Annotated in this window: 20 protein-coding genes; 2 read left to right on the forward strand and 18 right to left on the reverse strand. The window is 52.3% G+C overall.

Annotation, left to right across the window (positions count from 1 at the left end):
- Positions 1 to 297: 297 nt before the first annotated feature.
- From ABD796_RS02780 to ABD796_RS02825, 10 genes are all read right to left on the reverse strand, one after another.
- On the reverse strand, positions 298 to 1806 hold the full coding sequence (locus tag ABD796_RS02780; protein WP_344902479.1) for an extracellular solute-binding protein: 1509 nt from the start codon (positions 1804 to 1806) through the stop codon (positions 298 to 300).
- Positions 1807 to 1923: 117 nt separating this feature from the next.
- On the reverse strand, positions 1924 to 2829 hold the full coding sequence (locus tag ABD796_RS02785; RefSeq protein ID WP_344902482.1) for a carbohydrate ABC transporter permease: 906 nt from the start codon (positions 2827 to 2829) through the stop codon (positions 1924 to 1926).
- A gap of 11 nt (positions 2830 to 2840) precedes the next feature.
- Positions 2841 to 3797 carry an ABC transporter permease gene (locus ABD796_RS02790; protein ID WP_344902485.1) on the reverse strand — a complete coding sequence of 319 codons (957 nt, stop codon included), beginning with the start codon at positions 3795 to 3797 and terminating at the stop codon, positions 2841 to 2843.
- 160 nt (positions 3798 to 3957) lie between these two features.
- Positions 3958 to 5556, reverse strand: coding sequence for a response regulator (locus ABD796_RS02795; protein ID WP_344902488.1), 1599 nt, complete (start codon positions 5554 to 5556; stop codon positions 3958 to 3960).
- Positions 5537 to 7273 (reverse strand): sensor histidine kinase, encoded by a 1737-nt coding sequence (locus ABD796_RS02800; RefSeq protein WP_344902491.1) that lies wholly within the window; start codon positions 7271 to 7273, stop codon positions 5537 to 5539. Before ABD796_RS02800 ends, ABD796_RS02795 begins: the two co-directional genes overlap by 20 nt.
- Before the next feature lie 339 nt (positions 7274 to 7612).
- The gene (locus tag ABD796_RS02805) at positions 7613 to 8140 is read right to left on the reverse strand and encodes an RNA polymerase sigma factor (RefSeq protein ID WP_344902494.1); all 528 of its coding nucleotides are present in this window, start codon (positions 8138 to 8140) and stop codon (positions 7613 to 7615) included.
- Complete coding sequence (locus tag ABD796_RS02810; RefSeq protein ID WP_344902497.1) at positions 8133 to 9509, reverse strand: ABC transporter substrate-binding protein; 1377 nt, start codon at positions 9507 to 9509, stop codon at positions 8133 to 8135. Before ABD796_RS02810 ends, ABD796_RS02805 begins: the two co-directional genes overlap by 8 nt.
- A 13-nt stretch (positions 9510 to 9522) precedes the next feature.
- Positions 9523 to 10665: an efflux RND transporter periplasmic adaptor subunit gene (locus tag ABD796_RS02815; RefSeq protein WP_344902500.1), complete on the reverse strand. Its 1143-nt coding sequence runs from the start codon at positions 10663 to 10665 to the stop codon at positions 9523 to 9525.
- 19 nt (positions 10666 to 10684) lie between these two features.
- Positions 10685 to 11542, reverse strand: coding sequence for a carbohydrate ABC transporter permease (locus ABD796_RS02820; RefSeq protein ID WP_344902503.1), 858 nt, complete (start codon positions 11540 to 11542; stop codon positions 10685 to 10687).
- 22 nt (positions 11543 to 11564) lie between these two features.
- Positions 11565 to 12431 carry a carbohydrate ABC transporter permease gene (locus ABD796_RS02825; protein WP_344902506.1) on the reverse strand — a complete coding sequence of 289 codons (867 nt, stop codon included), beginning with the start codon at positions 12429 to 12431 and terminating at the stop codon, positions 11565 to 11567.
- 175 nt (positions 12432 to 12606) lie between these two features.
- On the opposite strand from ABD796_RS02825, the gene ABD796_RS02830 reads away from it, so the two are divergent.
- Together ABD796_RS02830 and ABD796_RS02835 are read left to right on the forward strand one after the other, a co-directional pair.
- Positions 12607 to 13320, forward strand: coding sequence for a response regulator transcription factor (locus tag ABD796_RS02830; protein WP_344902509.1), 714 nt, complete (start codon positions 12607 to 12609; stop codon positions 13318 to 13320).
- A gap of 1 nt (position 13321) precedes the next feature.
- Positions 13322 to 14806, forward strand: a complete 1485-nt coding sequence (locus ABD796_RS02835) for a sensor histidine kinase (RefSeq protein ID WP_344902512.1) — start codon at positions 13322 to 13324, stop codon at positions 14804 to 14806.
- Between the two features lie 78 nt (positions 14807 to 14884).
- On the opposite strand, the gene ABD796_RS02840 is transcribed toward ABD796_RS02835, so the two are convergent.
- The 8 genes from ABD796_RS02840 to ABD796_RS02875 form a co-directional block, all read right to left on the reverse strand.
- Positions 14885 to 16015, reverse strand: a complete 1131-nt coding sequence (locus ABD796_RS02840) for a GNAT family N-acetyltransferase (protein WP_344902514.1) — start codon at positions 16013 to 16015, stop codon at positions 14885 to 14887.
- A 176-nt stretch (positions 16016 to 16191) separates the two neighbouring features.
- The gene (locus tag ABD796_RS02845) at positions 16192 to 16971 is read right to left on the reverse strand and encodes an ABC transporter ATP-binding protein (RefSeq protein WP_344902517.1); all 780 of its coding nucleotides are present in this window, start codon (positions 16969 to 16971) and stop codon (positions 16192 to 16194) included.
- The gene (locus ABD796_RS02850; protein WP_344902520.1) at positions 16968 to 17990 is read right to left on the reverse strand and encodes a FecCD family ABC transporter permease; all 1023 of its coding nucleotides are present in this window, start codon (positions 17988 to 17990) and stop codon (positions 16968 to 16970) included. The genes ABD796_RS02845 and ABD796_RS02850 overlap by 4 nt, the downstream gene beginning before the upstream one ends.
- Entirely contained in the window at positions 17974 to 18966 is a 993-nt protein-coding gene (locus ABD796_RS02855; protein ID WP_344902523.1) for an ABC transporter substrate-binding protein, read from the reverse strand. The genes ABD796_RS02850 and ABD796_RS02855 overlap by 17 nt, the downstream gene beginning before the upstream one ends.
- A gap of 36 nt (positions 18967 to 19002) precedes the next feature.
- Entirely contained in the window at positions 19003 to 19620 is a 618-nt protein-coding gene (locus ABD796_RS02860; RefSeq protein WP_344902526.1) for a DJ-1/PfpI family protein, read from the reverse strand.
- A 186-nt stretch (positions 19621 to 19806) separates the two neighbouring features.
- A complete protein-coding gene (locus ABD796_RS02865) occupies positions 19807 to 20625 on the reverse strand; it encodes a carbohydrate ABC transporter permease (protein ID WP_344902529.1) in 819 nt (272 codons plus the stop codon).
- Between the two features lie 14 nt (positions 20626 to 20639).
- Positions 20640 to 21611, reverse strand: coding sequence for a carbohydrate ABC transporter permease (locus ABD796_RS02870; protein WP_344902532.1), 972 nt, complete (start codon positions 21609 to 21611; stop codon positions 20640 to 20642).
- A gap of 37 nt (positions 21612 to 21648) precedes the next feature.
- Positions 21649 to 22965 (reverse strand): ABC transporter substrate-binding protein, encoded by a 1317-nt coding sequence (locus ABD796_RS02875; RefSeq protein ID WP_344902535.1) that lies wholly within the window; start codon positions 22963 to 22965, stop codon positions 21649 to 21651.
- Positions 22966 to 22988 lie beyond the last annotated feature (23 nt).

Genomic DNA, 22988 nt, shown 5'->3' on the forward strand with positions numbered 1-22988 from the left:
TCTTCTTCGAAGCATCCATATCGTCTAGGCAGCTCCAGAAACTGATCCAGTTATAGTCAACGTCTTGGCCCGGCTCGCGTATATAAGATAGTTTTACATAAGTCCAATCGGCGCCAACCGTAACGTTATGGTTCGTGGAACCACCCGCAATCTCGGTGTTATTCCTGAACGACAAATGTAACCGCTTTCATTATGTAGCCGATGCATCTATTGGGCCTAAGCTTGGCCCCTTTTCCAAGCTAGGCCCGCAGCGCTTGCGACAGCTGCGGGCTTTAACCATCCTTCATTACCGGCGCTTTACTTCACCGTAGCGTACCAGTTGTTGGCCGCCTTCATCATTTCTTCTCCTCCGTCAGCTTTCCACTGCTGCAGATACTTGTCATATTGGTTGATCGGCTTTGCGCCGGTAATAAATTTTATAAATTCGTCCTCTGTGAACTTGACCAGCTTTTGTTTGTTTTTGGATACTTCCGGTATCGGAGGCGCAAACATCATGGCGTCTTTATAAGTAATTCCTTTAGCATTTTTCTGGAACGTCTCGAAATAGTTCTGTACAACCGGATTTTTGCGCACACGCGCTTGCCAGTAAATAGGGTACTTCTCTTCATCGATGCCCGTCAGCAGCTCGCCGGCAAAGTTCCACTCATCCTCGAAAATCGGAAGAATCGGAATGTATTTTCCATCCTCCACCTTGTAATGTTTGCCTTCTTGGCCAAGGGCCAACTGTTTAAAAATTTGCTCATCGAATTTCTTGTCGATGTACTTAATCGTCTCTTCCTTGTTAGGAGCCCACTTCGGAATTCCGATGAAAAACCCGATGCCGCCGGAACCGCTTGCATGGGCCGCTCCGGATGCGTCCTTCAGCGGAGGAAGAATGCCGATCTTCGCGCCAGGGGTTTTGGATGCAAGAGCATCGGTTATGCTCGCCCCATTCCACCAGCCCTCGCGGTACATAAAGGATTGACCGCTTGTAAATCGTTCGATCAGCGTATTCGGCTGGTTAATCGCCCACTCCGGATCGATCAAGCCTTCCGCATACAGCTTATTCATGAACGTAAGATATTCCACCGTTTTAGGGTCTTCAGCCAGATGAATGATTTTGCCGCCTTCTACCTTGAACTGGTTCGCTACGCCGTACAGCCAGCCCATCGCAGCGCCGATCTCGCCCTGAATCGGATCTTTGCCTCCCGACAACGGAATGACTTTTTTCTTCGCTTTCACTTCACGCAGCACATTGACCAGTTCATCCAGCGTGGTCGGAACCGGCAATTTCAGCTCATCCAGCCAATCCTGTCTGTATACCAACGAATAGCCGGACGTGATGCCGCTGCCGGCAAGCTCCGGAATGGCCAATATTTGATTTTTCATTGTCGCGCCGTTCCATGAGCTTTTCGAAATGACCCGCTTCATATTTGGCCCGTATTTGTCAATCAGTTCATTCAGCGGCTCCAGCGCTCCCGAGGAAGCAAGCTGCGCAAATTGAGTCGCATTCAGCTTCATGAAGTCATAAGACTCCTGGTTGGCCATCATCAGGTTCAATTTCTCATCGGCATTCTCCACCGGCAGCATGCTGTATTTCACCGTATAGCCGGTAGCTTCCTTCAAATAAGTCGCAACCGGATTATTATTGGGATCAAAGCGGTTATAACCCAGCAGCTGCCGCAATACCGGCTTTGGTTTGTCTGTGTCAGGCTGCTTGCTAGCCGTGCCGCCGCTTGTCGAAGGCTTATCGCCTCCGCTGCTGCACGCTGCAGCGGACAAGGCTACCGAAAGAAGCAATAATGAAGCTGTCATCTTTTTTCTCATGCCTGTTTGTGCCTCCCTGTAATAACTTTCTTTATCTCGAACCTGTCATTCACCTATACTGCCGTTACCCCCGCTTGCTCTCCGGTCACCCCCCTTCATGCCATATGGACTTGCCGCTCAGCCTTTGACGGAGCCGATAAGAACGCCTTTGACAAAATATTTTTGCAAAAACGGATAGACCAGCAAAATCGGCAGCGTGGCAAGCAGGATGGAAGCCGCCTGAATCGACTGCGGCGAGGCGTTCATGGCCGCGTCCACGTTCACGTGATTGCCGTTTCTCAGGAAAGCGTCGCTGGATGAAACGAACAGCTCCTTCAAATACAATTGTAAGGGCTTTAAATCCGGTGAATTGATATAGATCAGCGATGTAAAATAATCGTTCCAGAATTGCACCGCGTAGAACAATCCGATCGTCGCGAATACCGGCAGCGAAAGCGGAAATATAATGCGCCATAAAATAGCCAGATTGGAGGCTCCGTCCAGCTTGGCCGACTCCTCCAGGCTATCCGGCAGATTTTCGAAATGGCTTTTGATGATGAGCATATTGTATACGCTGATCATCGCCGGCAGGAACAGGACAGGCAATGTATCGATCAAACCCAGACTGCGCAAAAGCAAATACGTCGGGATCAAGCCGCCGCTGAACAGCATCGTAAACACGTACATGATAATAAAAAACTTGCGTCCGCGCAGCCTCGGCTTGGACAGCGGATATGCGGCCAAGGCTGTCATGAACAAGGCGCTCAGCGTTCCGAGGACCGTGACAAGCAAGGATACCTTGAGCGCGTTCAAGAACAAAGCATTGCTGGCTACAAATTTAAATGTACCGAATTGCAGGCCTACCGGAATCAGACTAACCTGGCCCGACACAACCGCCGCTTCGCTGCTCAGTGACTTGGCGAACAGATTCAGAAACGGAAACAACGTCGTTATGCCAAACAAGATAAAAAAGACAATATTGCATACAGCAAACACTTTCTCCCCTGCGGACTCTTTCATTACACTTCCGGATACCGGTCTCATGGATGCCCTCCTTACCAAATACCTCTTTGCGTATACTTTCTGGCTAACCCGTTCCCCCCGATGATGAGAACAAAGGCAATAACGGATTCGAACAATCCGACGGCGGTGGAGAAGCTGTAATTTTGCTCGCCAAGCCCGACCCGGTACACATACGTTCCGATCACATCCGCCACATTATAGACGCTCGGATTGTACATAACCAAAATTTGTTCCGTACCGGCTTCCAAAACAGCTCCCAGTCTCAAAATAAACATCAGCGTTATGATCGGAACGAGGCCCGGAATCGTAATATGAAGCGTCTGCTTCCATTTGCCGGCGCCATCCATCTTGGCCGCTTCGTACAATTGCTGGTCAATCCCCATCATAGCCGCAAGATAAACGATCATGTTCCATCCCATCTCCTTCCAGCCTGCGGAAGTAATCAACACGGAACGAAAAATATCGCTGTCCAGGAAGAAACGGATCGGCTCCCCGCCCAGAGACACAATCAATTTATTGATAAGACCGCTGTTGACGGACAACAGGTCGAGGAACAAACCGCCTACAATGACCCAGGATAGAAAATGAGGCAAATATACGATCGTTTGCACCGCCCGCTTGAACACGATATGTCTCAGCTCATTCATCATGATCGCCATAATAATGGGCAATGGGAACAGGAAAACAATCTTGTACAACGATATGACTAGCGTATTGCGAAACACTTCCATAAAATCGGATGAAGTAAACAGCCGCACAAAATGTTTGAGTCCTACCCACTCGCTATCCGCTATGCCGGTAAAAATATTAAAATCTTTAAATGCGATGACGATCCCATACATCGGCATATACTTGAAGAGCAGCAAAAAAGCGACGCCCGGGATCAAAGCCAGATACAAGTCCCAATCCTTCCTGATGTCAACGAGCAGTTGACGGCCGTACGATCGCCGCTCTGCCCGTATCTGCTCGACCCGCTTTCCCAATTGCATACTATTCCTCCTACAAAAAAGTTAATGTCATGCGCTTGCCAGCTCCCATTCCGGACGATCACCGTAAAACTCCACAAAAATGAAGCCTGCCATTATTGTAAAATGGCAGGCTTCCAACTCGTAGAGGAGACTAATGACCTTTTATGGTAATTTGATTTCCTTAACGCTTCATTTCGCCGGGCGTCACGCCCCAAAACTTGCGGAACACCTTGGTGAAATAGCTGACATCCCTGTAACCGACCTGATTCGCGGCGTCGGACACTTTCGCCCCTTGCTGCAGCACGTGCTTGGCGCGCTCCATCTTGTGCTCCATCACATAAGCCGAAAACGTCGTTCCCATCTCCCGCTTGAACAGCCTGCTCAGATAGGAGGCATTGACGTACAGCCTGTCTGCCACCGTCAGCAAGGTCAGCTCGGTATGGATCTCCTTATCCACGAGCTGCAAAATCTTCTTCACAAGCTGATTGTTGACGGATTCCCGCTGATTCCGCACATGCGCGATCATGCGCCCCACCGTCCGCTGCAACCAGGCATGGATTTTCTCCTTGGTTACCAGTTGCTGAGGGTGATGCAAATATTCAAAATCCGGACCCAGCACCTCCTTCAGCCGCCAGCCTTGACGATGGATGATTCGAACCAGCACGCTGTTGAAATAAAGGACCCATTCCTGCATATCATCGACCGTATCCGCCTTGACGATGCTCTCCCATAACGCCAGCAATACTTGTCCGGCCTGCTCTTCGTCTCCCGTCTCTACGGCAATCTCCAGATTGTTCTCGTAATTCGGGAGCATGGACCACGTATCCGCACTCTGCTGCTGCTCTCTGTAGGGAATGGCGATATCGGGACCGTATACGACCCGGCCTTGCAAAGCCCGGATCGCCTGAACGTAGATCAGGTGCAGTTTCTCCGGGCCGCATGTCTCTCCGCCAATGCCCGCGCTTGCGGTCAGCTTCAGGCAATCCTTCACCTTCGACAGCAAATTGGTCACCCTCACATTCACAGCAAGCATCATTCGATTGGAGCCCTCGGCAAGCGGACTATGGAATACGAGCACGGTGTACCCTTCCGGCGCTGTCAGCACCCATACGTTATGTTCGTCCGCCAATATCTCCTTGACGATACTGTTCAGCGAAAACTGCAGCAAAGAAGCATCTTTGCTGTCAAAACGCGTTTCTTCGTCGGACAACGGATCCATATCGAGCACTACAACCGCATATTGTGCTTCGGCAGGCAAATCGATCTGCAGTTCTCCGCCATATTTGCCGATCTCCCACGCTGCGTATTTTCCGCTCATCCAGTTCTGAAAAAAGTTATTTTGCAAATTCGGCAGTTGTTGAAGCCACTTCTGCTGCAGCGCCTCCTGATTGTACAATCGATCCAGTTCTTGCCTCAGCTGCGCTGCCGCGTCCAGGACAGCCTGCAGGATTTCCGGATCTTCGGCCGGCTTCAGCAAATATTTCGAAATGCCGATCTCCAGCGCCGATTGCGCATACGAAAAATTATCATACCCGCTTAGGATGATAATTTTGACAAGCCGGTTCGCTTTCATGATTTCGCGCGCCAGTTCAATACCATCCATCTCCGGAATTCGAATATCAAGCAGTACAATGTCCGGTTTACTGCGGCGATACAACTGCAGCGCCTCCAGCCCGCGCCCGGCTAAACCAACGATCTCGATGCCGTGTTCCTCCCAGGGGATGTTATTAGCCAGACTGGTTCTCAAACGGATTTCGTCTTCAACGATCAACAGATTCATGTTCACTCACCTCATGCTGCATAGTTCTTAAGGGCTTCAGGTCGAACGATTCCCGGCAATGCTCTAACGGCAGCTTCAATTCAACGATCGTTCTTTCTCCCTCCACACTGTCGATCGCTAATTCTGCCCGGTTGCCATAGAACAGTTTGATTCGCGAATACACATTTCGAAGCCCGTACACATCTGTAGGATTCCCCTCCAGGTAAGACAGATCGACGGTATTCTCGGATACCTGGCCAAGCCGCTCCCGGATCCGGTCCATCCGTTCCTTGCTTATTCCTGCTCCGTTATCCTCGACGGACAAAATCAGAAAATCCGACTCCACCCGGCTGGAAATCAATAACTCGCCGTCCGTTTTATCCTCAAGCCCATACAAAATCGCATTCTCTACCAATGGCTGCAGCAGCAGCTTGAGCACATGAACCGGTTTGCTCTCCTCTTGCAGCTCGTAACGGACGGTAAACGATTCAAGAAATCTCAATTGCTGAATGCGGATATAGTAATGGAGATGCGTCACCGTTTCCTCAACGGTAAAGGTATCGCGCCCTTTGCTTAGGCTGAGCCGAAAAAAACGCGACAGGTTCAAGACCATCTCGCTGACTTCAGAAGCTTCATAGTTATGAGCAGCCCGATAGATAGAGTCGAGCGTATTGTAAAGAAAGTGAGGATTAATTTGCGACTGCAAAAATTTTAACTCCGTATTGCTCAAACGCAGCTGCTGTTCGTAATGATTTTCGATCAGATTTTTCTGGTCCTCCACCATCTTGTTAAAAGCGCGCGTCAAAGAGCCGATTTCATCGAAACGGTCGTTCTCCAGACGAACATTGAAATTCCCTCTGCCCACTGCGTTCATTCCTTTCCATAACCGCTGAATCGGATGTGCGATGCCGGAATAAACAGCCCATGCGATCAACAGAGCAAGTATGGCGCTGACAGCGATAATGATATAGGTGAACAGGCGAGTTTCCTCAACCTCCTTCCAAAGCTCTTTCTCCGGCTGGAGCAGCAACAGCGTCCAGTCCTCCGGCGAATTGGCTTTGACGGCGAACATCCCCGGAACTTTGGCCTCAAAATCTAGGATTGGGGAACCGTAGCTTCCGGCGCCTGCAACAAGCTCGTTCGGGTTCGTGTATAAATAAACTTGCGCATTGGGGGAGGGAAGCAGCGATTCGATCAGATCAACCAGTCTGTTTTTATTTAATGACAAAACGAGAAGGCTCGGTTCTCTGTCCGGATTGTTCAAATCCATGACCCGAATGAGAGAAATGCTGTCCGTGCGCATCACGGAACCGAAGGTTTGCCCTTCGCCAATCGGATATTCCGGCATAATGTACATGATTCCGGTTCCGCACCGGACGGCAAGCTTGCGCAAATTGTCCAGCACCTGCGCATCGGTTAGCCTCTTGCCGCCGCGATCCGCCGTCAGCAGCATTTGAGAGGGTGAATGGAAGAGAGAAGCATGCGAGACCATCTGATTGATTGACGTAAGATGAAGAAGCTCCGTCATTACATGGGCGAATGTGATATAGGCCTCCGCGTCAAGTTCTGGACGAACCGAGTTTAGCTTGCGCAACAAATTGTTATCCGACGCCGTTACGGTAGACATGATTTGCAAATTTTCCAACGTCAGATCGATGTAATCCATGGATGAGGTTAGCGCCGCTGACGTCCGTTCCACCGTTCGTTTCTGAAGGCTGTTCTGCAATTTGAAATTCACATAAAGACTCACGATAACAAGCGGCAATAAGATAAGCAGAAAATAGATGGTCAGGCGCAATTGGATCTTATGGGCGTATGTTTGTCCTAGCCATTTAAAGAATCGTTTTATTACACACTCACCACCCGCGAATCATTTCCCATGCTCAACATTCCCTCTCACGTTATCAGATTTATGCTTTGTTGCAAAGACTGGAAAACGAGGAATGTTCCTATCCGAAAAATCGTATAGGCGAGCCTTCAATCATAAAAAGGTTCCTATTCTGCTTAAGAGCGCAGAATAGGAACCTTTCCCTGATGATGGTGCGGTCTCACACGCGATTGGGAACCAAGCGGGAGCTTAAAGATTCGCCTTGGCGATACGAGCCACGCCGCGCAGCTTCTGTTTGGCACGATGGATTCTCGACTTCACGGCGCTGATCGACGTTTTCTGACATTCAGCAAGCTGTTCATACGTCAAGCCATATTCATACACGAGCAGCAGCGCCTGCCGGTAGACGGGCTCCAACGAAGAGAGCAAGTCACGAAGGAAATCCTGATCGACGATTGTCCGTTCAACGTTGGTTTCGCCCCTGTACGCCTCCTGCAACTCCCGATAACCGCGCATTTCCCGGCACCGCTTGCGATACATGTCTATCGCCACATTGCGGGAAATGGCCTTGAGCCATGCTTCCTTCCGATCATGCTGCTTCAACGAGTCAAAGTGACGATACGCCCTCAGGAACGTTTCTTGAACCGCGTCCTGTGCCAGCTCGCGGTCCTTGATGACCGAGAAGGCGGAATAATAAACGGGTATGGAATAACGGGAATAAAGAGCCTGAAACGATTCGACGATGGATCTGCCCTGCTGCTCGCGTTCGTTACTCATTCAAGTATGTCTTCACCCGATTCTGGATCAGTTTGCTTACTTCTTCCGCGGACTTTTGCCCGCTCGTGAAGCTTTTGAACTCCTCCATCGCCATCATCAACACTTTCATATCGCTGGATCTCCGGACATCCGCTTCCGTGATCATCTTCTTTACGTCCTCGATCCGTTTTTTCACCGTTTCGCCGTCCGGCAGCATGTTTATCGGTGTCGCCGCACTCACTCCTCCGTTCCTCGGCGTTTGCTCATTCAGCGTTCCGTTCTTGAATTTCTCCAAAGCTTCATTGAATTTCTGATCGACAGCGCCCTTATTCATCGGAAATCCCATAAGATTCGGCGAAACTTGCATGTCGGAGGAAAGCAAAAACTTGATAAATGCCCATGCTTCCTGTTGCACGTCGGATTTGCTGTTTATCCCCAAACTGTAATTGAACTTAAACGGTACACCGCTCTTTTTACCGCTCGCGCTCGGCTTCTGGTAATAATCCATGTTCGAAGGCATCTTCAACGCCTCTTCGGGGCTATAGATGCCCGCCAATTGAAACGCCGTTTTGCTGCTCGCATTGGACGCAAACCCCGAAAGCCCTTCATTGAGCATGCCCTCGTCATACATCAGCTTGATTTCCTTCATCATGTTGCGGAACAAGTCCGAGTCGAAGCCCGGCTTGCCCTGCCCGACGAGCTGGCTGTAATTATCCTCGATATAATCCCATAGCAGCTCCGTGGGAGACAGGTTGCCGAATCCATCATACCCTTGCTGCTTCAATTTCTTGGCGATTTCCTTAAACTCCATCCAGCTCCATGATTTATTTTTGTCTACGGGAACATTCGCCTTCTTCAAAAGCTCGGTGTCTCCCCGAACAAGATCGAGCGAATAGGAAAGCGGCATGACGTACAGGCCGTCCCCGTCTTGGGATGCTTTCAGAATATTGGCGTACAACGTGTTTCGGTCGAACGAGCTGTCTTTGGCCATCAGGTCGTACAAGTTCACCAGCAGTTTTTTGGCGACGAATTTATCCTGGGGCATTTCGTTCATGAGAATAATATCGGCCCCTTTGCCGGAAATGACCTGCGTCGTCACCGATTGAACATACTTTTCAACATCCGCCAGCGAGAGGGCCTCCATGCTCATGCTGCCTTCTGCGGCTGGCTTCGCCGCCTTGTATTCTTTCACTTCGATATGAACGTCCGGATGACTTTCCTCGAATTTCTGCACAGCGGAATCCAAGAAACGATCTTTCGTCATAACCGATACGACGACGGTTTTCTTACCGCTCTTCGCCTCGCCTTTGGAATCCCCTCCGTTGTTGCCGGAACAGGCGGATAACAACAGAACGGCGGACAGTGTCGCGTATAACCCTACTTTTTTCATATGAATCATCCTCTCAATTTAATCGGACCCGATTGCCTTCCTGCAGCGGTGCGCTCGACTCCGTCACGATTTCTTCTCCCAGGTAAACGCCTCCGAGCACGACGATCTCCTCGTCGGTCCCTTTCCCCGTCTTCACGTAAGCCTTCTGGACCGTGTACGTATTGCCGAGCGAGCTTCGGTTTTCGCGAATGACGAACACGTAGCTTCCGGATCCGTCTTTTTTGATCCACTTTTTGTTGATGACGATCCCCTGCTCCTTGAGCGGCTTCTCCAAATTAACACTGGCTGACTCACCTCCCTGCAGGCCTTCGCCCGACACGTATACGACGATCGTTTTTTGACCCTTGGCGCCTCCGTCCGGATTGCCGCTATCCGCGTCCGGTTTGTTTGCCCCTCCGCCGCCGCTTCCCGAAGAAGCGTCCTTGATTTCGGCGACTGTTCCTTCGATCTGCCGCGGCTCATCCCCGTTTACGGTAACAGGCACTTTTTCGTCCTTTCGCATCAAATCGGCAAAATCTTTACTCACCGTAAAGGTGAATTGGAACCCCTCGCCTACTTCCACCAGCGTCAACGCCGGCTGCCCCTGGGGAACGTTCATGCCTTCCTTGGCTTGAACATTCAACACTTTGCCGTCCGCAGGCGCCAGCAACGTGCCTTTTCGCGCCAGATCATTGCGCATGGTTTCGATTCTCCGCATCGCGATGTCCCGATCCAGTTGATCCAATTCCAAGCTGCGCTTCGCTTTGCGGATCATCTCCTCGTCTCCTGCCCGCTGGGCGTCCACGAACTGTTCTTGCAGCAGCTCCCTATTCAAATTCTTTTTCTTCAGCTCGTCTTCCGCATCGAGAAGCTGCCGCTGCGCCTCCGTTTCGTCGAACGTAACGAGAACCTGCCCTTTCTTGACTTGTTCGTCATTGCGGACATGCACCTTCACCACCTTCCAGCCGCTATCGCTGTTTAACTCGGTTTGCCGCCGCGGCGCGATCAGACCGCTGCCTTCGATTCGATAGGTCAACGTTTTTTTCGCGGGCTTCTCTGTCGTCACTTTGGGCAGCAATACGGTTTGAAGCGTTTGGCTGAACAAGGTGAATCCGGCCAATACGAGGAGAAACACGACCAAAGCAATGCCGGCAATCCGTTGTTTCTGTAGTACCATGCTGCCAATCTCCTTTCGCTCAGCCTTTCACGCCGGAAAGCTGGATTCCTTCGATAAAATACCGTTCGGCGCTTAAGAACAGGAGCACCATCGGCATCATATACACAACCGAGACGGCAAACGAGACGCCGAACTCTTCTTTCTGGAGGCGGGACAGAAAGACCGAGAGCGGCTGCATCGCGGCATCCTGCAAAAAAATAAGCGGCTGTTCGACCATGTTCCAATAGTCGACGAACAGAAGCACGATGAGTGCGGCTATGCCCGGCTTCACCATCGGCAACGCGATCGTTAAAAAGATGCGCAAGTATCCAGCCCCGTCCATTTTGGCCGCTTCAATGTAAGCCGAGTGGATGTGGAGCATGAATTGCCGAAGCAGAAACACGCCGAAGGCTCCGAACACGCCGGGCAATACGATGGAGCTGGGATGATTCAGAAGACCCAACCGATCCGCCATCAAGTAGTTGGGGACGAGCGTCACCTGGAACGGCATCAGCATCGTCATCAAGTAGAGGAGGAACAATCCTTCCCTGCCCGGAAAATGCAGCTTTCCGAACGCGAATGCGGCGAGCGTTGCCACCAACGCTTGTCCGATGATGATCGGAATCACCATCGATACGGAATTCCAGAACAAGTATAGAAACTTCGGCGTCGCGATCAATACTTTGTGGTATTGCTGGAACGACACCCAGTCGGGAATCCATTTGAGATTGACCAACACGCTCGTATCGGTTTTGCCCAGCATACTGTAATTCGCCATAATTTCTCGCTCCGTCATAAAGGAACTGACGACGGTCAAGACGACGGGCATCAGCAGCAGGACGGCGATGGCGATCAGCAGCAGCGAGCGCAACAGCGGTGTAACCCATATCTTTATCACGTCATCCACCTCTTTCTTGCGCTTACTCCATATAAGAGCGGAAAATCCGCTCCGTGCGGAACAGCACGAACACGAGCGCCATAATGCAAAGCGCCATCAACACCGCCGCGGACGACACTTTCTGGATATCGAGGGACAGGAACATATTGTTCATATAGTGCTGCATCATATAAATGCGGTCGTGCGGGTAAGCGCCGGCGACAAGATACGTCTCGCGGAACACCTTGAACGAATTCAGCACGGACATGAGCACAACCAGAAACGTCGTCGGCGTCAAATACGTAAGCGTAATGCCGAACAGCTTGCGAACGGGACCTGCCCCTTCCAGACCGGCGATTTCATAGTAATGATCCGGAATGTTCTGCAAGCCGGCCAGGAACAAAATGACGTTGTAGCCGATGTTCTTCCATACATACACCAGCACGATCACAAAGCCTGCCCAGTCGGATTTCATCCAGTCTTGGCGGTCAAAGCCGAAATGCTCCAGAACGGCGTTTAATGCACCATTCCAATCGAACAAAATTTGCCAAACCAGTACGATCGAAGCGACCGGTACAACAAGCGGCAGTACATAAGCCGTGCGGAGCCAGTTTCGGAAAAAGATCCGCTGATTCAAGAGCAGCGCCAGCAAGAGCGAAACGACGACGAGGATCGGCACGCTGATCGCGGTGAACCAGAACGTGTTGGACGCCGCTTTCTGAAACGAGGAACTGAGCAGCAGTTCCTTGTAGTTGGACAACGTGAATCCTCCTCGGAGTCGATCCTGGAATGAGTTCAGGACGCTCTGGCCGAACGGGATGAGATAGAAGACGGAAAATCCGGCCAGGCTCGGAGCCAGAAAACCGAGGGCAGCCAGAAGCTCTTTGCGGGACAGACGATGCCATTTCAAGAAGAACCCTCCATTCGGGAGCCGGTAAACGATTTGCGGAAACGGCTTTACGTCGATTAGTGTACAAATAAATACGGGGAGTAAATATGAAAGCAATGTGGAAAAAGTGTGGAATCGGACCTTGGCCGTATCTTTTATGGTAAGATGTTTTCGAAAACGTTTGGGAGGTTGCCGCATGAAGTCCTATCAAATCGCCGTAGTCGACGACGATGCCCAGATCCGGGAAATCGTGGAGGCTTATTTGCATAAAGAGGGATACCATACGATTACATTATCGACGGCGGAAGCCGCGTTAGAGCTGTGGAAGAACGATCCGCCGGACATGTGGATTCTTGATATTATGCTTCCGGGAATGAGCGGCTTCGAGTTATGCCGACACATCCGCAAAGAGGCGGAAGTGCCGATCATCATGATCTCGGCACGCGACGAAGAAGTCGATCGCATTCTCGGGATCGAGCTCGGCGGCGACGATTACTTGACCAAGCCGTTCTCTCCAAGGGAATTGGTCGCGCGCGTGAACCGCTTGTTCCACCGGGTCAGCTCGACTCGACAAGCTCTGGAGAATCCCGCCTCTTCGCATCCCGAGTATGCGACGATTGAGATTGGCGAGCTGCGGCTCGTCCTGGAAGAACGGCGCGTGTTCTGGCATGCGGAGGAAGTCGAAATTACGCTGAAGGAATTTAAATTGCTGCAGACGTTGACCGAGCAGCCGAATCGGGCGTTTACGCGAGATGAACTGCTTACGTTGATTTGGGGAGACAACTATTACGGCAGCGACCGGGCGATCGACGATCTGGTGAAGCGGCTGCGCCGAAAAATAAAAGAGCTTCCGGTCGATACCGTATGGGGACACGGCTATCGGCTGCGAATGGAAAGGACGGGGCAATAAAATGAGAATGATTTATCGGCTTCATCTTTCATTTGCGCTGCTGCTGCTATGTATTATGGCGATTACCGCAGTTCTGATTTATCCGCTGCTGCTGCAAAATTTGGTGGACAACCAGCGGGCAGAACTGCGGAATCAGGCCAGTATGCTGATGAATTTATCTCCGGTCATGCCGTTATTGGAAGAAACGGATACGCAGCAACAAGTGCAAGGAACGGCAGCGCAAAGACCGTTGCAAAATACGGATACGCTGATGCCGGTGCAAGCAACCGTGCAAGCGCCGAACTTGCTGAGACTGGCGCAGCCAACAGACTCGCAAAGACAGGTGCCGGCATTGAGTTCAACTGCAATTACGAATGCGGTACTGGTTGCGCCCGGGGATAAAGTGGTCTACAGTACCCTGTCTGGCGAAGCGACGTCACAGCTGATGGAATTATCGAATTTGGACATCCCCGGCTCAAAAGGATTTTGGCAAGGCCAAGACGATCAGTATATCGTCGAAACGTTAACGACAACCCAAGGCATCGAATCGAGCATGCAGGCCGTCAAGGCCGTGATGGCAACCCCGCTAAGCAAAATTAAGGAGATGCAGCTCGCCTTGTTTAAACGGTTGCTGCTCATCCTGTCCATTGGCGGGATTGTCGCTTTCCTGCTGAGCATGCTCATCACGAGAAGACTCGTCAAACCGCTAGGGGAGCTAAGGAAGGAATTGAACAAGGTGGAGATGCGCCGTTTCTCCGATGTTCGGCTGATTGAAACGGGAGGCGAAATCGGAGTCGTCGCGAAGGCCGTTTACGATCTCGCCGGCGAATTGGAGAAATACCAGCACACGCAAAAGCAGTTTTTCCAAAACGCCTCGCACGAGTTGAAGACGCCGCTGATGTCCATCCAGGGATACGCCGAGGGCATCAAGGACGGTATTTTTACGGGGGATCACGCCAATAAAGGTCTAAATGCCATCGTCAAGGAATGCGAACGTTTGAAAAAAATCGTGACGGAAATGGTTCTTCTCTCCAAGCTGGAAAGCGAAGAAGGCATATTCCATATGGACAGCGTCCCGGTACGGGAATTAATTGCGGAGACGTTGGAGCGCATCAACCCATTGCTCGTCAAGAACGGCTTGCAGGTGGAGATAACCGGACCCGACAACGGCGAAGAGCTGTTGATCTATGCGGACCGCGAGAAACTGCTGCAAGCGCTCATCAACATTTTGGGCAACGCGGCTCGATATGCCAAGGAAACGATTCGCATCCAAACCTCTGCAGACGCGAAAGGAATCGATATCGGAATCTCCGATGACGGCGAAGGGATTCCCGAACCGCTATTGTCCCAGCTTTTCCAACGGTTTGCGAAAGGAAAGAACGGAGAGACAGGTCTCGGCCTCGCCATTTCCCGCGCCATCGTCGAGCGCTGCCGTGGCCGTATTTCGGCCCATAACGAGCCGGGCGGCGGAGCGGCGTTCATTTTGCGGTTCCCGCCCCTTTTCTAGCCAAAGTCATGAAAGGCGCGCCGGCCGTGACGCAGCCGGCTTCGCCTCCCTCGCCCGGGCGAACCGGGCCTCCTTGATCTACACGTAGTTCAGCCCGCCGGCATACGGCAGTGGCACGGGGAGCTGGCTGCGCATCGCGCCGCGCGCTTCCAGCGCAGCAGGCAGCGACGGTATGGGATCGAACAGCAGCGAAACAAGCGATTCGGAATCAAGCTCGAACGTCCGGCCGTCCTCGGCCGTTAGCGCATAGCGGTGATCCTCCAGCGTGCGGATGCGCGGCAAATCGTCCGCGGCGCTCGTATGCCAATACGGCGCCAGCAACGCGAACAGCCGCTCCGCGTCAGCGATGTGGACCGTGCCGGTATTGCGGCCCGCAGCGGACGGAACGGGCGATAGCGCCTCCGACAGCTCCTGCTCGTGCCAGGCAACCGGTACGTCGAGCTGCGGCAAACCGTACGAAGCGACGGTATGGCCGAACAACGCGGCCAAAGCGTTGGTATCGCCCGCCCATTCGACGGCGAACGGCGTTCGCTTGCTGCCGCGTTCGTCCGGCATCGCGACAACGGCGAACGCGACCACGCGGCCACCTTTCGTCGCGACGAGCGTGCGATGGCGCAGCTTGAGGCAGCTGGCGTACGCCTCGCTTGCGATCAGCTCTGCCAGTTCGCGGACGCTTTGCTCGTAGGCGACACGGCGTGCCGCAGCAAGCGCATGCACATGAAGCCAGTCCGTCGGCGACAGCTCGCGAACAACGATGCCGGCGCCGGCTTGAAGCAGCTGTTCCCCATGAGACGGTCCGATCGCATACCGGTCGACCGCGCCGAACGGGTGGCACTGATTGCGCGTGTATAGCGAACGGTTGCCGGAAACGTAAACAAGCGCGCCGCCGGAGTCGCGGACATGCTCTTTGACCGCTTGCAGCATGTCGCCGGCGTATCCATGGCCGCGAAAATCCGGCAGCGTAAACACCGAGCCGATCGAAAACATCGGCACCCGGGCAGACCCGATGCGCAGTACAGCGGGGACGAGCCCCATGAATGAAACGAGCTTGCCGTCTTCATAAGCGCCGAACGATTGCGACAAAGCCGCCGAAAAAACGGCGGGAAAAGCTGCCCCCATCGAAATTTGCTCCGCATCGCGGAAGACGGCGTCGGACCCGCGGATCGCATCCGCCATGTCCTCCGCCGCCACCAATCGAATTTCAGCCATTGCCCGATCTCCTCCAAATGTTATCTACCTGATATGGACTGCCAGTGCCGGCCAGGACGAATCGCCGGCGCCGGATACGTTTATTTTATCTTTGCCCTTACGTTTTGCCAACTCCTGCGCTTGGACAATGAAGCCTAACTGCCGGCCCTTGGCTGTAGCGGACCGGCGACATCCGTTCAAGGCAGCAGCTTCATCGATTTGATAAGCGGATGACCGCTCGCCTCCTCCTGTTCTACGCATGCGTCTACCCGAAATACATCCCTCAGCATCTCGGCGCGGATCACCTCGTTCGGCTGACCATGCGCATAGACGTCGCCTTGTTTCATAACCGTAATGCGATCGGAGTACGCTGCGGCATGATTCAAATCGTGCAGTACCATAATAACCGTCATCTTTTGCACGCGGTTCAAATGGACGACGAGCTCCATAATTTCGAGTTGATGACAGATGTCCAGATACGTTGTCGGCTCATCCAGCATCAATACTTTCGGCTGCTGGGCTACGGCCATTGCGATTCGGGCCCGCTGGCGTTCCCCGCCCGACAGCTCGAGTACGCTTCTTTGTGCGAATGTTTCCATCCCGGTAAGATGAAGCGCCCAATCCACGATCCGCCTATCGTGATCGTCAAGCCGCTGCATAAATCCTTTATGCGGAAAACGCCCATATGACACCAGATCATACACGCTGATATCCGTCGAGCGTTCCTGCGATTGCGCCAGCATGGACAGCTGCCGTGCAAACGGCTTCATTCCCCACTCTTTTGCATCCTTTCCATCCACATAGACAACGCCGCTTTCTCCCTGCAGCTGGCGGGAGAGCACTTTTAACAATGTGCTTTTCCCGCAGCCGTTCGGACCAAGAATGCTGTGAACAAGGCCCGCCTCAAATTCGATATTGACATGGTCCATGACCGTATTTCCGCGATATTTGACAACCAGACGTTCCCCGCGAATCACTCCTGCATCCCCCTCCTTCTTAACAAATACAGGAAAAAGGGAGCGCCGACGGCACCCATAATAATCCCTACGGGCAGCTCGACCGGAGCAAAAAGAATTCGAGCGAGCGTGTCGAATATGGTAAGGACAGCGATACCGAGCAAGGCTGTGGCCGGAAGCAGAATGCGATAGTCGTTGCCGACCAGCAGCCTTGCGGCATGAGGAACAACCATGCCGACGAAACCAAGCAAGCCGACGACGCTGACGGCGCTGGCAGACAGGAGCGCCGCGACAGCCGTTACGAGCAGTCTCGTTCGCTCGACATGCAGACCCAGCCCTTTGGCATCCGAATCGCCAAGCATCAAAATATTCATTCGCTGAGCCGCCATTAGGGCAAACACGGTGCCGATTATGGAATAAGGAAGCAGGATCTCCAGATGAGGCCAGCTTTTCGCCGAAAGTCCGCCCACCAGAAATAACAATGCTCCATTCACCCGATCGCTATAAAAGGTGAGCAGGCCCGAAATGCCCGAACTGAAAAAAGCCGAAACGGCCACACCGGCCAAAATGATCCGCCCGGGATTCGCTCCGTTCTTCCAAGCAAGCGCATAAATGAACATCGCCGCTCCAAGCGCCCCGAGAAAAGCCGCAGGCGTCATCAAATAGGCATAAGCCGGAAACATGACCAGCGTGGCGATGCCGAAAAATCCCGCTCCCGAAGATACGCCGATAATGTGCGGGTCTGCCATCCAATTTCGCATGACCCCCTGCAGCAAAGCGCCCGCAAGCGCCAGATTGATCCCGACAAGACCGGCAATCAGCGTTCTCGGCAGCCGGACGTTCCAGATGATCGCCCGTACGGCTCCCTGCTCGCTGCCTGTAAATACACGAATAATATCTGTGAGGCTTACTTGGACTGCTCCGCTGACAAGGCTGAATATGACGCCTGCCACAGCCAATAGAGTTAAAATCAAGAAGACGGTAATTCGCCAGGATACGGTTTTTCGAAACGCCGGTGCCGACTTACTTTCCATATGCATCGGGATACACCAGCTTGGCAACATATTCAAATGTTTGATCGACTTTCAAGCCTGGCGAATTGACAAAATCGGATGGCAAAAATACCATTCTTTTTTCCTTTACAGCCCGCAAAGAAGCCCATGCCGGATTGCTTTCCAAATCGTCTTTGAGCTTCTGACGGCCATACTCTTCCGTTCCGTGCACAATCATGAACAGATACTCCGGGTCCGCCTCAATTAATTTTTCGATGCTATAAGGAACGGAACTGGGCAGCTGACCGGATTGCATGCCATCAGCCACATTGTTCAACTTCAGTTTATTGGCTATATCGAGTGCGAGGCCGCCGCTCTTTTGGATGGATATTCCCATAGGCATGATTGTAATAACGGCAAATTTCGGCGATTGATTGGGTACTTTATTAATAATCGTCTGGATACGGTTTTCCGTTTCTTTCAGCACCGCTTCCGTCTCGGCTTCTTTTCCGATGATTTGGCCGAACAGCTTTCCGGTTTTTTGGATATCCTCATAGCTGCTGACGTTCACTAAAGCGAGTGGAATTTGATTCATACCAAGAACGTCTTTCAGATTCGCATGAAACAAGGGCTGTCCGATTACAAGATCCGGCTTCAGGCTAGTGATTTTTTCCAAACTCACCTGATTAATTTGCCCGACATCTTCTGCTCCCTTGGCCGCCTCCGGCACTGGCGTTCCCGGTGCTTTGGCTCTTCCGACCGCTTGGCCCCCAAGCTGGTAGAAAAGTTCGAGTGCCTCTGTATTCAGAATAACCACACGTTCGGGTTTCTTATTTAAAATTACGTTTTGTCCCGCTTGGTCTTTAAAGGTCAAATACGGCTGCTGGCTGGAGGATGAAGTTTCAGGACTTCCCGGTGTATTGTCCGGATGGCGGCTTTGGTTCGTAGCGGAACTGCAGCCCATCAAAGTCAGAAAGAAAATAAGAGTCAATATCGTATACGTTATCTTGGTTTTCAATTGCATGCCTACTTTCTCTCATTCGAAAAATGAACAGTGATGTCAACGCGCTCCGTCCTCATCCAAACAAATATCGAACTCCATCATACGCGCCGTTTCTTCTGCAGCGGTCGTCCCGAGCAATCGGTTTACCATATGAAAAGCCATATGAATCCCCGCGGAAATGCCTGCGGAAGTGACGATCCGATCCTCATCGACAAATTTGACGCCATCGACGACGGTTACTTCGGGATATTCGGTTCTCATCCTTTCCAGGCTTGCCCAGTGCGTTGTCGCATGCTTGCCGTCCAGCAATCCGGCCTTGGCCAGCAGCAAAGCTCCCGTACAAACCGAAGTCATCCACTGAACCTCTTCAAAGCGCTTTCGGATCCAATCAAGCAATACCGCGTTATCGATCTCGCGCCTTGTTCCCATCCCCCCCGGAATGACCAGCAAATCATACGAAGGAGCGGTATGGAAGTTATAATCGGGCGTCACTTTTAAACCGTTTCTCGCTGTGACCAAATGACCCGATTCTGAAATCGTAGTCACCTCGAACGGCTTCCATTCATCCGCTTGACCGCGATTCAGCGCCGTTACGGCAAATACTTCAAACGGACCGGCAAAATCTAGCACTTCTACGTCGTCAAACAACAAGATACCGACTTTCCAAGATTGCATTTACCTCTTCCTCCTATTCTGTCTAAATTATATAAAATGGCTTAGCAAGATACTCTGACTCGACAGAGCTATTGTTGTGGCCATAATGTGAAGCTTTGTTGTTGGTTTCACCTTTAAAAAATGGAACGACAAAAAAGCTTCTGCTCCGCCGGGAAAGCGGATCAGAAACTGTTTGAAGGCCTAGCCTTATTTAATCCCGAAGCGAACGAACGAATCGACGATTTGTCGCTGAAGTCCCAGATAAAGAATGAGAATCGGCAAGCAGGAGACGGTCGTCGCCGCCATTAAGGATCCCCACATATTCGTATCCGAGTTGACGAACAGCTTGAGGCCGATCTGCAGAGGGGCGTTCTCCATTTTTTTGGTGATCAGCATCGGCCATAAATATTCGTTCCAGCTGTTGATGAACATGATGATGCCGAGCGACGCGATCGTCGAGCGAATATTAGGCAAAATAAGCTTCGTTAATATGCCGAAATCGCTCTGGCCGTCAATGCTCGCCGCCTCGATCAGCACGCGGGGGAACGACTGGAAGCCTTGGTACAGCGACAAAATCCCGAAGGCGGACACGGCAAAGGGAATGACGATACCGAGCAAATGCTCGTTCAGCCCCATCTGGTTGACCAAGATGTAGTTCGGGATCATGATCGACTGAAACGGGATCAGCCACGTCAGGCTGAGCAGCATGAATATAAACGTTTGCCCCCGGAACCGCCAGCGGACTAGCGCGTAAGCCGCCAATAAACTAGTCACTAACTGCAAGGCGGTCATAAGGGTAGACATGCCGAGGGAATTGAACAGCATCCGGATGATCGGCATTTCCGTGAACGCATACTTGTAATTGCTCCATGTCGGATGCAAGGGAAACAGGCTGGACGTGAAAATGTCGGCCTCGTTTTTGAAGGATGAGATGATCATCCAGTACAGCGGGAAAATGGCTGCCGCGCTCATGACAACGAGCAGTCCGTGCTGGATCAGTTTTAAAGCCGGAGGCGTGGTTTTCATGGATCGTCTCCTCGTCAGTTGTCGTAAAAGGAGTATTTGCGGGACAAGCCTGTCAAGGCCAACGCGATCAGCCCGAATACCAGGAAGAACGTCATGGACGCTGCCGAGCTGAGCCCGACATTGAGATTGGAGAAGCCGAACTTGTACATCTCGTAATAAATGTTCGACGAGGAACCGTAAGGTCCGCCTCCCGTCAAAATATCGATGTAAGCAAACGTCCACTGGCTCGAGAACAAGATGCTCATCGTCAGCATGAACAGGATCATCGGAGACAGCAGCGGAACCGTCACATGCCGGAACTGCGCGAAACGCCCGGCGCCGTCCTGGGAGGCCGCCTCGTAATACTCCCGATTGATGCTCGTCAGCGCCGCGGAGAACATGAGCGTGCTAAAGCCGATCATCTTCCAGCCGGTGATGAGGAGGATGATCCACTTGGCGAAGTCCGGATCGGAGAAGAAGGCTATCGGTTCCCGAAGCAGTCCGGCTTGGATGAGCACTTGGTTCACCAGCCCGTTCGACGGATGAAACAGCCAGCGCCAGATCGCGCTTACGGAGACGGGCGCCAGGATCATCGGGATGAAAAATAAAGCTCGATACACGTTTTTCATGGCGCCCGTCATCTGATGCGTAACGGTTGCCAGCAGGACGGGAATGACGATGGAGAAGGGCAGCAGCCCGATCGTATAAAAAACCGTATGGCCGATAGAATCGGAGAAGCTCTTGTTAGCCAGCAGGCGCGTGAAGTTAGTCCATCCGACAAAGACCGGCTCCGTGCCGGGCACCATGCTCCATTTGTGAAAGGCCAAATAAAATGTCGACAGAAGCGGCTTATACATCCAGACGGCTAACAGCAGCAAAGCGGGAGACAAGTATAAAAACGGCTTCAGGCGCCGCAGTGTCTTCAACAGCTGCCCTTTCCGTTTCCCGGTAAGAGACGGTTGCCCCTTCAAAGGGGGGGCATACGAATTCTCGATGACCTGGTTCATGATCGTTCCTTTCCATGCCGAGATTCGGGATAACGGCTTATTTCAGCATACCGTTGATATCGGCTTGCGCTTTTTTAAGCGTGGCCGCCGCGTCCTCATTCGTCATAACCGTTTTGGCGACGGCATCGGAGAAGGCAGTGAAAATTTCCGAGGCGTATTCTCCGGGCCAGATGGCGACGGGTTTAATTTGCGCTAGCTGAGCCAAGTTAATTTTGTACAGCGGATTCTGGTCGACGAAACTCTTCAAGTAGTTTGGATCGTCGGCAAGCCCCGCACGAAGCGGCAAGTAACCAATGGAAGACGTAATGATCGTATACCCGCGATTTCCCGTGACGAACTTGATAAACTCCCAGACCGCTGCACTATTAGTCGGATTGTCCGGACGGATAGCAAGTACGCTTCCGGAGTTGACGGGCACGGCCGGTTTATCCCCGAATCTCGGCATTCCGGCTCCGTACAGCTTCCAGCCGGCTGCCTCCGATGCTTTTTTGAATCCGCTGTGCAGCGCCGTCGACGTTATAATCATGCCGAGATTGCCGGCCATGAATTGCTCGGTCAGCTCGGCGTCGGTGCCTTTGGCGTGAGCGCCGCTTTGGTACAGGTCTCTCCACATCCGCAAAGCAGCAACGCTGGCCTCTTCTCCGAATTTAGCAGACTTGCGGTCCTTGGCGAGAACCTCCCCGCCATTGCTGAGAATGAGTCCTTCCGTAATCCAGCCGTTATTCGGCGCCAGTCCGAAGCCATCCTTGCCGGTTGCGGCTTTGATTTTTAGCGCGACGGCCTTGATCTCTTCCCAGGTTTGCGGCGGCTTGTTCGGGTCCAGGCCTGCGTCCTGGAATAGCTTGCCGTTGATGAAGACGATCGGCGTGCTGAACGTAAAGGCCAAGCCATACATTTTTCCGTCGATTTTGCCCAGTTCCAGGGCGTTAGGAGTGATTCCCTTGAAGTGCTCGTCCAGCACATCTTTGGGGAATACGTCTTCATAGGCTTTGAATCCAAGCGTCAAGCGGGAGCTGTCCAGCGTGCCGAACGTGTGCTGAACGATATCGACCTGCTTCCCTGCGGAGATGTCCGCCTTATATTGTTGATAGTTCGGATCCGCTATGCCTTCCACCATAACGCCCTTTTCCTTGCCCACCGTTTCATTGAATTCCTTGATCAACTGTTCCATGCCCGGTTTCATCGTAGGATAAGCAAGGCTATACGAGTAAAAGGTGACTTTCGTCGGCTTGCTCGGGTCCAGCTTGCCCAGCTCAGCTTGGCCGGAAGAACCGTTGCTTGAGCTGCATGCGCTAAGACTGGCAGCCGCGATGGCCGCAGCCGCCAAGATGGATGCCGACTTGGTAATGTTCATGGTGACGCCCTCCAGATAAGGAA

The organism is Paenibacillus hodogayensis (assembly GCF_039536325.1).
GTDB lineage: Bacteria > Bacillota > Bacilli > Paenibacillales > NBRC-103111 > Paenibacillus_AB > Paenibacillus_AB hodogayensis.